At 71.2% G+C, this 12,929-nt stretch carries 8 protein-coding genes; 5 read left to right on the forward strand and 3 right to left on the reverse strand.

Features of this window, described 5'->3' with window-relative positions; all coding sequences use genetic code 11:
* Positions 1–74: 74 nt before the first annotated feature.
* The gene (locus tag AC1UKG_RS07810) at positions 75–1,535 is read left to right on the forward strand and encodes an amino acid adenylation domain-containing protein (RefSeq protein WP_018742393.1); all 1,461 of its coding nucleotides are present in this window, start codon (positions 75–77) and stop codon (positions 1,533–1,535) included.
* Positions 1,536–1,687: 152 nt separating this feature from the next.
* On the opposite strand, the gene AC1UKG_RS07815 is transcribed toward AC1UKG_RS07810, so the two are convergent.
* From AC1UKG_RS07815 to AC1UKG_RS07825, 3 genes are all read right to left on the reverse strand, one after another.
* Positions 1,688–3,064: an FAD-dependent oxidoreductase gene (locus AC1UKG_RS07815; protein WP_482642616.1), complete on the reverse strand. Its 1,377-nt coding sequence runs from the start codon at positions 3,062–3,064 to the stop codon at positions 1,688–1,690.
* Positions 3,065–3,310: 246 nt separating this feature from the next.
* Positions 3,311–3,733, reverse strand: a complete 423-nt coding sequence (locus tag AC1UKG_RS07820; protein ID WP_018742395.1) for an SgcJ/EcaC family oxidoreductase — start codon at positions 3,731–3,733, stop codon at positions 3,311–3,313.
* 183 nt (positions 3,734–3,916) lie between these two features.
* Positions 3,917–4,837, reverse strand: coding sequence for a LuxR C-terminal-related transcriptional regulator (locus tag AC1UKG_RS07825; protein ID WP_018742396.1), 921 nt, complete (start codon positions 4,835–4,837; stop codon positions 3,917–3,919).
* A 598-nt stretch (positions 4,838–5,435) separates the two neighbouring features.
* Here AC1UKG_RS07825 and AC1UKG_RS07830 point away from each other — a divergent pair.
* The 4 genes from AC1UKG_RS07830 to AC1UKG_RS07845 are packed head-to-tail and all read left to right on the forward strand — an operon-like array spanning position 5,436 to position 12,927.
* Complete coding sequence (locus AC1UKG_RS07830; protein WP_482642615.1) at positions 5,436–7,229, forward strand: AfsR/SARP family transcriptional regulator; 1,794 nt, start codon at positions 5,436–5,438, stop codon at positions 7,227–7,229.
* Positions 7,226–9,406, forward strand: a complete 2,181-nt coding sequence (locus tag AC1UKG_RS07835) for a TOMM precursor leader peptide-binding protein (protein WP_482642614.1) — start codon at positions 7,226–7,228, stop codon at positions 9,404–9,406. Before AC1UKG_RS07830 ends, AC1UKG_RS07835 begins: the two co-directional genes overlap by 4 nt.
* On the forward strand, positions 9,403–11,295 hold the full coding sequence (locus tag AC1UKG_RS07840; RefSeq protein WP_018742400.1) for a TOMM precursor leader peptide-binding protein: 1,893 nt from the start codon (positions 9,403–9,405) through the stop codon (positions 11,293–11,295). Before AC1UKG_RS07835 ends, AC1UKG_RS07840 begins: the two co-directional genes overlap by 4 nt.
* Positions 11,296–11,304: 9 nt before the next feature.
* Entirely contained in the window at positions 11,305–12,927 is a 1,623-nt protein-coding gene (locus tag AC1UKG_RS07845) for a nitroreductase family protein (RefSeq protein WP_018742401.1), read from the forward strand.
* Positions 12,928–12,929 lie beyond the last annotated feature (2 nt).

The raw sequence follows: 12,929 nt of genomic DNA on the forward strand, positions 1-12,929 counted from the left end.
CTCGCCGCGTGCTCTCCTTCCGGGCGAGCACGCGGGCGGGAGACTGGCGCCCGGAATGAAAGCAGACTCAGGCCATGACTGTGCAGATGGTAGAGCGTCTTATCCGGGAACGCGCCCCCGAGGAGATCGCGCTCCGGTGGGAATCCGAGGATTTTGCCGTACGGGACCTGCGCTCCCGTGCGGGCCGGGTCGCCGGTGCGCTTGCCGGTCTCGCCGGTCGCCCGGTGGCCGTACGGGTGCCACCGGGGCCGGACCGCTATGCGGCGCTCCTCGGCGTGCTGCGGGCCGGTGCGCACCTTGTCTGGTTCGGCACCGGAGCGGCCGGCGAGCGCGGCCGAATGATCCTGGACGACGTACGCCCGGCTGCCGTGCTCACCGCCGGCGTCCTGGACGACCTCGTCAGCTGGTACGCCACGCACACGGGTGCTACGCCGGTGGACGTGACGAACCTGCCCGAGGTGCCCGTACCCGAGCCGGGCGTACGGCCGAACGATTGGGCCTACCTCGCGCACACGTCCGGGTCCACCGGCCGGCCCAAGGGGGTACCGCAGACACACGCGGCGCTGGCCCAGTTCAGCCGATGGTTCGCCGCCGCCTTCGGGCTCGCCCCCGGCGTCCGGGTCGCCCAGTGGGTGCACCCGGAGCACGATCCAGCGATCTGCGAGACCTTCGCCGCGCTGGTCTCCGGGGCTGTGCTGTGTCCCGTGCCGGAGAAGGTCCGCGCGCACCCCCGGCGGATGCTCGACTGGCTCGCTGAAGAGCGCGTCAACGTGCTCCAGACCGTGCCGAGCTTCGCCCGTGAGCTGGCTCGTGCGGGCGGTACGCTGCCGCCGCCGTTGCGCCGGCTGGTGTTGATGGGTGAGGCGGTTGCACCTGACCTGGTGGCAACGCTGCACGGCGCCTCCCCGGAGATCGAGCTGTACAACCTCTACGGTCCCACCGAGACGGTCGCGGCGACCTGGCATCCCATCCCGCGGGGCGGGTCCGGGGCGGTGCCGATCGGCCGTGCCATCCCCGGGCGTGAGGTGCTGCTGCTCAACGACGCGGACGCCGAGGCAGACGAGGGGGAGATCGTGGTCCGCAGTCCGTATGTCACACCGGGCTATCTGTCGGGCGGGCGCGATCACCCCGCATTCCGTCCGATCGCCGGGCGTGGCCCCGGTCCGTGGTACCGCACCGGCGATCGGGGCCGGCGGCGCCCGGATGGGCTGCTGGAGTTCCGCGGTCGCAACGACCAGCAGGTGAAGGTCCAGGGCCACCGGATCGAGCTGACGGAAGTCGAGGCCGTGCTCTGTGCGCACCCGTCGGTGCGTGAGTGCGCCGTGCTGTCCGTCCCCGCCGAGGACGGAATCGTCACCTCGCTCGTGGCCTATGTGGTGTCGCGTGAGGACGACCCGCCGCAGAAGCAGTGGCGGGCGCTCGTACGGCGGCGCTTCGGCGACGTGCTGCTGCCGCTGCGGTTCCGGGTTGTCGCCGAGGCGCTGCCGCGTACCGCGACCGGCAAGGTCGACGGCCGGCGGCTGCAGGCCGGCTGATCGCGTCCCTCCTGTCGCCGCGACGACCGATGCCCCGTCGATCAGGGCCTGTCCCTGACGGCGGGGCACCTTCGCGGGTCATCCTGGCGTGAGCGGAGTCAGCCCGGGCCGTCGGGCGCGGGGCGCGACGGCCCGGGCGGGCTCGGCGAGGCTCAGGTCGATGGAGTGAGGGTCGGTTGGCGTGACCGGCCGGCGGAGGAGGTCCGGGCGAGGGCCCCGCGGAGCACGCGCCACAGCGTCGCGGGCCGCATCAGCGCCTGCGGGTTGTCGACCATGCCCGCGGCCCGTAGGTAGGCAGTGGTGACCTTCGGGTCGCGGGTCGCCGCCAGCTGCACGAGCCGCAGGTAGCGCTGCGTCAGGCGCATCTTGAGGGAACGGTGACCGGGTACGTCCGGGAAGATCAGGTCAACCGTCGTGGTCATCTCCCACGGGGCGTCGATACAGTCGCGGGCCAGGTCCCGGAAGTACGCCGCCGGGTCGGGCTCGTCGTTCGGGCTCAGATGCTGGCGCAGGGTCAGCGCGGCCACCGCCGCCACCGTCATGCCCTGGGCGTACACCGGGTTGAAGCTCGTGACCGCGTCGCCGGTGACGAGCAGGCCGGCGGGCAGCCGGGTCATTCGCTCGTAGCGCCGGCGCAGAGTGATCGGGTAGTGGAAGGGGACGGGCTCATCGATCGGGCGGGCCGACTTCAGCGCGTCGGCGATGTCCGGGATGGCCAGCGACCGGATCCACTCGTAGAAGCCCTCCTGGTCGGTCGGCGGGTGATCGCCGAGCAGGCCGTACGTGGTGAGCTCCACCTTGCCGTGGTCGGTCTTGGTGAAGATCGCACCGCGTGGGGACGCGGGGAAGGCCACCGGGATGATGGCCAGGTCGCCGTGCCACGGATCATCGTCCAACTCGTAGTGCTGGGTCACGTAACCGAGGTTGATCTTGATGCGTTCCTCGGGAACCCGCTCGTAGCCGAATCGCGCCAGCATCGCGGGGGTCCGTGAGCCGCGCCCGGTGGCGTCGATGACGACGTCCGCCTCGATCAGCACGTCCTGGTCGTTGTCCAGGTCTCGGAGTCGGGCGCCGATGATTCTCGATCGGTCCGGCGAGGCTTCCAGTCCGGCGATGTCGTGACGCTCGACGAACCGTACGCGGGGTAGCTGCTCTACTCGCTCCCGCAGGTGGCGTTCCATCAGCGGGGCCGTGGCGGGCACCGCGGGGTAGCCGATGTCCTCACGGACCAGCGGCTGGCCGTTGAAGTACCAGCGGCACGACCCGGCATAGTCGCCGCTTGGGCAACCATCGGCTTTCATCTCGTCGATGAAGCCCGGGAACAACTCCTCGGTCACCTGCAGGCCGCGGACGTGCATGGCGTTGATGTGCTTGTCCTGCGGGCGGCCGCGGCGTGATCCGTGCGTACCGACCAGCTTGTCGCGGTCAACAATCAGGACTTCGTCGTACTGCTCGGTCAGGACCCGCGCGGCGAACAGGCCCGCATAACTGCCGCCGAGCACCAGCGCCCGGCGTGGCTTCTTCCCCATCGGTCGGTCCACCTCTCTTTGCGCGGCTCGGCTGTGGCCGCGGTCTCCTGGCGATGAGCGTCGCAGTCAGGCCGGTGAGCTCACATCTCTCCGTATGCCTTTATGTGGGTTCGAAGCGGGCGACGATCCGGCTGGTGGCGGCGAACACTGCCCCCGTGCCGCAACTGGACAGAAGTCACCGGCCGCCGTCTCTCGGGCGGCGGCCGAGCTGCGGACTCCCGGATGAGAAGGTGCGCCCGCGGAGGGTCAGGAACGGTCGCGCGGGCAGTTCTGGTAGACCGCGAGCACCCAGTCGTCGTGCTCCTTGACCAGGATCCAGGACGCCCGGATCGCGTTCTCCGGCGCGAGTTCCTCGGCGCCCGCCGCGATCACGCCGCCCTCGGTCAGCACCGCCACCGCGCCGGGGCCGAGCGGCCGGATCGCGACCGGCGACCCCGTAACCGTTGTCCCGCGGTAGGGGCCGGCGTAGGCGTTGGTCATGAACTGCCTGATGGCGTCGCGGCCCTGTACGAACACGCCGGGCAGGATAAGCGTCCCGTCCTTGGCGAACAACCCGGCGAAGGCGTCCGCGTCGTGTTCGCGCCAGGCGGTGATCATACGTGCCGGAACGGCGGCGACGGCGGCCTGGTCAGCGGAGTCGAAACTACTGGTGGAATTGGTCGGAGTCATCGTCACACTCTTTTCGGCGATGCCGGCAGCTGATGTCCTCATGGTGTCGAATCCCGGCCGGCCTGGCCTCTCCACACGTGCGCAGCGTGGTAAGTCGCGGGCGAGGACCTCGAATGGCGGCGCCAGCATTGCGCCCCGGTTCACCGGTGCCGGATCCGCCGACGAAGGTGGCCCGCCGATGGGTTAAATCCAGCGGCGCAGTGCCACTTCCACGCCGGCCTGGAACCGACTCTTCACCTCGAGGCGTCGCATCAGGTCATGGACGGTGCGACGGACGGTCCGCTCGGAGAGTTGGAGTTGGCGGCCAATCGCCTCGTCGGTGAGCCCTTGCCGGAGTAGCCGGAGAATGGCGACGGTTTGGTCCGTGAGGCCGTCCCCGTCGGCCGTGGCGGACCTCGGGAACTCTCTGCTCTTCTCCCAGAGCAGGTCGAAGAGGAGGCACAGCGTGGAGACCAGGGAGCTACCGCGGATCTCCAACGCGCCCCGGCGGGGTTGTGGCCCGATCGGGATGAGGGCGAACTGTCGGTCGACCAGGGTCATCCGGATCGGCGCTTCGGACATCACCCGACTCTCCTCGCCCTGCTCCGCCATCAGCTCGGCGTATGCTCGGGACCCGGCGTCGTCCAGTGTGCTTTCCTGGTATATGTGGCGGATCGTCACCCCTCGGGAGAGGGCGATCCGGGTCAGCGTCTTGGCGGTCTCGATGCTTCCCGGGGGCATCGCCCGGCCGGTGGTCAGCGTCATGATGCTCTCGGACGCGGTGCAGGCGTGCTCGGTCAGGCGTTCCCACACGGTGTCGGCCCCCTCCAGCCGCACGATCTCCTCCCGCCCGCGGTGGGTGTCGTGACTGGCAGTGTGGGCGAGCACCGAGGCCCGGGCCGCCAGGAGCTTCGCCTGCTGGGTGATCGTCTGCTGCTCGGCCTGGTGCAGCAGGGCGAGCAGGCCGAGCCGTAGGCTCACCGAGCGCAGAGTGCCTTCCTGGTGGGGCGGCGGTGGGATGATGGCCTGGTCGGCCAGGGCGGAGAAGGCATCGCGGATGACCGCCTCCGGAACGTCCAAGCTCGTAGCGAGTTCATCGACGTTCCAGGTCGGATGCTCCACCATCGCCCAGTAGACGGCTTCGATTCCCGCCGATATGCCTAGCCTGTCGAGCAAGGTTGCCTCCACCAGTCCTACCAGGTGTTCACATTAGTGAAATCTGCCCCCTTCGCAAGGCTCAGATATTGAGGCCCGCCTTTGGTTGGTATCGGGCGACCTTCGCGGTGCGACCCGTGCCCAGGTCGGTCGGCATCCGGTGCCCCGGGTCGCTCCGGGTGCCCGGCTCGGTGTCGTCCTCGCTTCCCCATGCCGGAGCATCGCTGTCGTCCGGGCCGGTCCATCGGTCCTGGCTGCCCGGGCGTTGCCAGGAGACAGCTGGCAGCTGAGGGGAGGTGCCCGATGCGTACCGGGCAGATGTGGATGGTCGACACATTCGTGAAATCAGTGGTGAAACAATCGCGAATCCGATTAAGTAAACGGGCAGTGAGGCCACTGTATCGCGCTATCCAACCGCATTTTCTTATTTGCTCCAGATTGTGCAGTACCGCCGCACGTGCCGGTCGGTCTCAGACCACATCGGGCAGCAGGAGGCGATCCTACGCAGCACATCGTGCCGCTACCGGGGTCAACGAGTACCGGGCGTTGGTGTGGACGGGAGAGTGCGATGGCGCCTGTTGCAATGCGCCCACCCGTCGATGACCGGCCAGCCCGACCGGCGGTGTTCCGGGTGCTCGGCCCGTTGACCCTCGCCAGCGGCGGGGACACGCTGGTACTGCCACCGTCGAAGGTGACCTCGCTGCTCGCCGCGCTGTTGTTGCACCCCGACGAGGTGATCTCGGTGAGCACGCTGCAGCAGGCGGTGTGGGGCGACGCACAGCCCGCCTCGGCCAAGGCCGCGTTGCAGACCTGCACGCTGCGGCTGCGGCAACTCTTCCACCGCCACGGCATCACCGGCAGCGTGATCAAGACGGTGCCGGGCGGCTACCGGATCACCGCTAGCGCCGCCACCGTCGACCTGATGCGCTTCCGCGAACTGATCGGCCACGCCCGCGACGCCACGGAGCCCGAGACCGAACTGGCGAGACTGGAGGAGGCGCTCGCGCTCTGGAGTGACCCAATGCTGGCCAACGTGCCCTCCGAGACGCTGCATCGGGACGTCGTACCGCGGATCAGTGAGGAGCGGGTCCAAGCGATCGAGCGGGTGTGTGACCTGAAGATCAGCCTCGGTCAGGACCGTTCCGCGCTGGTGGACCTCTGGACCGCCAACCGCGCGTACCCCGCGAACGAGCGCTTCTCCGCACAACTCGCCTCGGTGCTCTACCGCACCGGTCGGCAGGCGGACGCCCTGGCCGAACTGCGCCGGATCCGGGAACACCTTCGCCACGAACTCGGCATCGTTCCTGGCCCCACCCTGCGTGCGCTGGAGCTGACCATTCTGCGCGGCGAAACGTCCACTCCGGTCGCGCCGGTGGGCCGATCCACCGCCGTCGCGGCGCCCCGGCGCCCGGTCGCGTCCAGCCTCATCGGACGGGACACGCTCGGGGAGACCATCGCCCACCGCCTCCGCGCGGACTGCCCGATCGTGGTGCTCACCGGCCCACCCGGCGTCGGAAAGACCGCGCTGGCGCAGTACGTTGGGCAGCTCGTAGCCCCTCACTTCCCCGGCGGCCAACTTCGGGTGCCCGCCGCATCACTGCACAACGCCCAAGGGCAGCTCCACACCCCGGTCGACCAAGGTCACGGTGCCCAGGTGGGCAGACGACTGCTGATCGCCGACGACGTGGTCAACGGCAGCCACCTGCGAGGAATGCCGACCCTGCTGGCACCCGGCGACGCGCTGCTGCTGACCAGCCGACAAAGCCTCTCTGGTCCCGTTACCCGACTTGGCGGCTGGCTGCGCCGGGTGGAACCGCTCGACCCCGCTGACTCGCTCCAGTTGCTCCGGTCCGTGCTGGGACCCGAGCAGGTCGATGCCGACCCGCAGAGTGCCGCCGAGATCGCGGCGCTCTGCGACCACCTGCCACTCGCACTGCGCATCGCCGCCACCCGCATTCTGCTGCGCACCCGGACCGGACTCGCGGCGGCGGTGGAGTGGCTGCGTGCCGACCCGCTGAATCGGCTGAGTCTGCCCGGCGAGCCGGACATGTCACTTGGCCACCGCTTCGACGAGGCCCTGGCCCGAGCCGGCGAAACACTGGCGGCGGCCTTCGTCCGGCTGGCCACCGCGACGCCTACCGACCGCACCGCCGCAGCCGCCGCCGAGCTGCTCGACGTTGACCCGGACACGGCTCGCGACCTGCTCGACGGGCTGGTGGACCACAGCCTGGTCGAGGAGACCGCGGAGCACTACTGGATACGCCCCCTGCTGCGGCGACACGCCCAGCTGGTGGCCGAACGGCACGCCCCCCACCCCGGTCCACCGGGACAGCCGCACCGAGCGAAGGGATCCCCGCGATGAGTACGGCATACGACACGGTGGCGCAGACCCGGCCGCGAGTGCGCCACGACGTGCTGTTCACCCGGGCCGAGGACGGGGTGGTGTTCCACAACGCCACCAGCGGCTTCCGGTTCTCCTCCGCGACCGCGTACCGGCTGGCATCGTTGCTCGTCCCGCATCTGAACGGGCGTCATCAGGTCGCGGACATCTGTGCCCGGCTGCCCGCCGGGCAGCGAGCCGTGATCGGTGAGCTGGTGAAGGCGCTCTACGCGCGCGGCTTCGCCCGGGACGTCCCCGAGACGGAGGTCGACCCGGCGACGATCCTGGGCCCGGCGGTAGCCGCGCACTTCTCGAGCCAGGTCGCCTATCTCGACCATTACACCGACCGCGCACCGCAACGCTTCGCCACCTTTCGGAACACCTCGGTCGCGGTACTGGGCAGCGGCCCGGTCGCCACCGCCTGCGCCACCGGGCTCCTGCGCAACGGCGCCGCCACGGTGAGCGGTTCGCCGGCGGTCCTACCGCGACTCACCCCGGAGTTGGCTGAGCTGCACGCCGCGGGCTGTGCCGCGACCGCGGTGCCGCTACTCGGTGCGGACGCCGAGGTCGGCTGGTCCGCGCTGGCCGCGGCGGAGATCGTGGTCGTGGCCGCCGGGGCCGACGCGCCCCGCGACACCCTGCGGCTACTCGCGGCCGGAATTCCCCCCGGCCAGCTCCTGCTGCCCGCCTGGGTCGCCGGCGGGCGGATGCTGGTCGGCCCGGTCCAGGGTGTCGGCCGGACCGGATGCTGGTGCTGCGTCATGCTGCGACTCGCCGACAACGACGAGACCGGTGGTGCCGGGCGGGTGTGGCAGGCGGCGGCGTTGCCGTCCGGTGCCGCGCCAGCCGCCGCCGAGCCGGACGGCCCCCTCGCCGCGATGATCGGCAACCTACTGGCGTACGAGGTGTTCCGGCTGACCACCGGCGCGCTACCCGCCGAAACCGACGGGAGCGTGATCGTGCAGCACCTCGCTGCACTCGATGTGCTGACCGAGCAACTGCTCCCGCACCCCCGGTGCGCCTTCTGCCGGCCGGCCCCGCCGGAATCGGCCTGGGTCACCGGTGACCTGGACGACGCACCTGTCGAGACCGGCCCCGGAGCAGACCCGGGCGCCGAGGCGGAGGAATCGCTCGCCCGGCTCGAGGCCCACCAGCCGTTACTCCAGCCGCACCTGGGGGTGTTCCGCCGCTATGACGACGAGCGTTGGGACCAGACCCCGGTCAAGATCGGCGCGGTCGAGCTCACCGACGGCGGCGGCCAGCGTCGTACGGTGACCGCGTTTGATGTCCACCACGTCGCGGCCGCCCGGCTACGGGCACTGCGGATCGCGGCCGTCGTCAACACCAGCAGGATCGCGACCGTCGTCCCCGCCTCCCACGACCTCCCACGGGTCGATGCCACCCGGCTCGGCCTCGCCTCGGGCTGGGATACCGCCGAGCCGGACGCCTGGGCCACCGCCCGGTCACTGTTCACCCGCGAGGCGGTGGCAGTGCCGAGGTCCGTACTGGAGCCGTTTGGGGCGGCCAACCGTCGGCACGGTGTCGAACCGACCAACGCCGGCGGGGGAGCGGGCGAGGACCTCACCGAGGCCGTCCGGGCGGGCCTCGCCTCGGCGCTCGCCGGGCAGCGGCTACGACAGGTCGTCGTCGGGCAGGAAGCCGTCCACAAGGTGCGGACAGCCACTATCGGCATCACCCCCGAGCTGCACTTCCTCACCAGGTCAACGGCGAACCTGGGCATCACCGTGGAACTGCTCGACCTCGGTGGACAGCGCGACACCGCAGTGGCGGTGCTGCTGGCCCGCTCCTTCGACCCCGGCCGCGGCCAGTGGACGTACGCGCTCACCGCCGATCCGGACTGGACGACGGCGGCCGCGGCGGCGCTACGCGACCTGCTCGGTCAGGCCCAACTGCGGGCGCAGGACCCCGAGGTCGTACCGGACACCGGCGACCCGGTGCTGGTGGACTTCGACGCCGGCACGGTGCCGGTGCACGGGGAGGTGGACGCCGCCGGAGCCGGCTACCGCTGGGCCGATGTGCTCCAGCGACTACCGGACCTCGGCTACGACGTGCTGGTGGCCCCCGTCGGGGGTGCGGACCTGGCCGCGGGTCGGCTGGTGGCGGTCCGGGTGCTGCTGGCCGCCGGAGGCGACCGGTGAGCGACGGTGCGGCCGCGACCGATGACCTGGTCTGTGCCGGGTTGACCCGGCTGCTCGCCGAGCGGGGCTGCGCCGCGGACGTGGTCGCGCTGGGGGTGCGGGACGAGCTCCGCGCGACCGTCCGCCCGGAGCGCGGACCGCGGGTGCTGCTCTACGGGCAGCTGGCGTTGATCGCACCGGTGCCGCCGGCAGCGGCCTGTTCGACCTGCCTCGCGCGGCGCTGGCAGGCGGTGCGCCACCGTGACCTGCGCGACGCGGTGGAGCTGGGCGGTGACACGGCCGCAGTGGGTCCCTGGCCGTACGCGACCCCGCTCGTCGCGGATTTCCTGCATGCGCTGATCGTGGCGGGCCGTACCCCCGGGACCGGACCGGCCAGCACCGGGGCGGGGACGCCGAGCACGGTGTTTCAGGTTGACCTGTCGACCCTGCGGGTGCAGCAGGTGCCACTGCTGCCCGATCCCGAGTGCCCGGGCTGCGGCACCATGGTCGCCGATGCCCGGGAGCTGGCGGCGATCGAGCTGCCCGCCACCCCGAAGTCGGCGGCGGACCCGTTTCGTGGCCGGGACCTGGATGACTACCCGCTGAACGTCGCGGCGTTCGCCAACCCGGTGTGCGGGGCGCTCGGCGGCGGCCTGTGGCAGGACGTCACCTCGCTCTCCACCTCCCCGGCGGTCGGCTCGTTCACCCTGCGTTGTGGCCGCTTCCTCCGGGAGACGCTCTACGGTGGGCACGCCGACGGCTACCGACGCAGCGCCCGGATCGCGGTGTTGGAAGGAATGGAGCGCGCCGCCGGCCTGCGCCCGCGGGGCAAGCGCACCGCGGTCACGGCGACGCTACGCGAGCTGGGCGACGACGCCCTGGACCCACGCGAGTGCGGGCTCTACCCCGACGCCGTCTACCAGGCCAATCCGTACCTGCACCGGTTCGACGTGGATCGGCCGATCACGTGGGTCTGGGGCTGGTCCCTGCGGGACCAGCGCACGCTGCTGGTGCCGGAGGTGCTCGCCTACTACCACGCGGCGAGTGTCGAGGAGCGTTTCGTCCAGGAGACCTCGAACGGCTGCGCCTCCGGCGGATCCATGGTGGAGGCGATCTACCACGGCCTGATGGAGGCGATCGAGCGCGACGCCTTCCTGCTGGCCTGGTACGGCGGCCGTGCCCTACCGGAGCTCGACCCGGCCAGCATCGACCGACCACGGGCCCGGATGATGGTTGACCGGCTGGCGATGTACGGCTATCGGGCCCGATTCTTCGACACCCGGATAACCTTCGACATCCCGGTGGTGACCGCGGTGGCCGTCCGCGAGGACGGCGGTCTCGGTACCCTCGCCTTCGGTGGCGGGGCGAGCCTCGACCCGCAGGCCGCGATCACCGCGGCGCTCTGCGAAATCGCCACCGACTCGGTGATGGTGCGAGTTCGCGCCCGCGCCGACGAGACCCGCCTGCGTCGGATGACGACCGACTTCTCCCGGGTGCAGGGCCTGCACGACCACCCGCTGCTCTACGGCCTGCCGGAGATGGCGCGACACGCCGCCTTCCTGCTCGATCACGGCACCGCACCGGTCCCGATGACCCAGCTGTACGAGCGGGACCGTCCCGCCCCACCGGTCACCCCCGATCTCCGCGACGACCTCGAAGGCTGTCTGAAGCAGGTGACCGCGCAGGGTTTTGATGTGATCGCCGTGGATCAGACCACCCCCGAGCAGCGCGAGCTGGGGCTGACGACGGTGAGTGTGTTGGTCCCGGGACTCCTGCCGATCGACTTCGGCTGGCTGCGCCAGCGCGCACCGCACGCGCGGCGGCTGCGGACCGCGTTCCGCACCGCCGGGCTCCTCGACCGCGACCTGCGCGACGACGAAATCCACTCCGTTCCCCACCCGTTTCCGTGAGGTGCCGCCATGACCACCGAGAACCCCGGCCTCGCCCACGCGTACGCGACCGCGATCCTGCATCGCAGCCGTGAACCGATGCCTCCGGCCGACTTCGCGCCGAACTGGGCCGACGCACCCCGCCGCGGCAAGTACTACCCGCAGGCGACCGCCTTCGGGCTGCCCGCCCCGGCGAGCGCCGACGCCGACCTGGACACCGCGCTGCGGGGCCCCGGCGACGCCGACGAGCCGTTCACGCTGCCGCTGCTGGCCGGTCTGCTCCACCACTCGTACGGGCTGCTCGGACGGCGGCTGGGCATCCAGGCCAACTCCGACCTGGGAGTGCTGCCGTCGTACGCGTACGCCAACTGGCACCGCGGCGCCGCCTCCGGCGGAGGTCTCTACCCGTGCAGCGTCTACTGGGTCGCCGGGCCCGGAGCCGGAGTCACCCCCGGTGTCTACTACTACGCGCACACCCGGCACGCGATGCAGCGGCTGCTCGGTGGTGACGTCAGCGCCCGGGTGAATGCGGCGGTAGCCCCACCCCGCCCCGCCAGCCAGTTTCTGATCGTCGGGGTGAAGTACTGGCAGAACGCCTTCAAGTACAACAACTTCTCGTACCACGTGGTATCGATGGACCTGGGTGCTCTGCTGCAGTCGTGGCGGCTCTGGGCCGGCGCTCACGGCCGGCAGATCCGGCCCGTGCTCTGGTTCGACCAGGCGGCCGTCGCCGACCTGCTCGGGCTCACCCCCGAGGATGAGGCGCTCTTCGCCGCCGTACCCCTGACCTGGGCCGCACCCACGCCCGCCGCATCCACGCCCCCCGCATCCACGCCCCTCGCCCCCACCGGTCGCGGGGAGTCGCCGACGGTCCGGGTACGGCACCACGACCAGGAGCGGTCCCGGACGCTACTCCACTTCGACACCCTACGGCGGGTCAGCCGCAGCACCGCCGCGTCGGTCGACCGACCCGCCATCGGGGCGTTGGCGTCCGCCGCCGCCCACCCGGTGCCGCCGGGCGGAAGCCGCCGGCCACTCCCCACCGCCGCGCCGCTGACGCTGCCCGTGGCGGCCGCCCTCACCGCCCGCCGCAGTAGCTTCGGCCGGTTTCTACGGAACCGCCCCATGGCGGCGGAGCACCTCGCCGCGCTGCTGAAGGCCACCGCCGCCAGCACCGTGCCAGCCGAGATCGACGGTCCCGCCGATCGTCCGCTGGCGCGGATCTACGCCTTCGTCAACGCCGTGGCCGCCGTGCCCGCCGGAGGGTACGCGTACGACCCGCAGGAGCACAGCCTCGTCGCCATCACCAGTGGCCCACCCGGGGCGTTCCTGCAACGCAACTACACCCTGGCCAACTACAACCTGGAGCAGGCAGCGGTCGTCCTCGTCGCGACGGTCCGCACGCACGCGGTGCTCGACGCCACCGGCGACCGGGGCTACAACCTCGCCAACGCCACCATCGGCGCGATGGCCCAGACCTTCTACACCGTCGCCGCCGCGCTGCGGCTGGGCGCGGGAGTCGCGCTGGGCTTCGACGGCGTCTCCTACGTCAAGGAGCTGGGACTCACCGGCAGCGACGAGTTCCCGCTGCTCATCATGCTCGCCGGCGAGGAGCGCGGGCAGCTCGGCAACTACCGATACGAGCTGCGGTGAGG

The sequence above is a fragment of the Salinispora sp. CH2A1_6 genome (genome assembly GCF_056820975.1).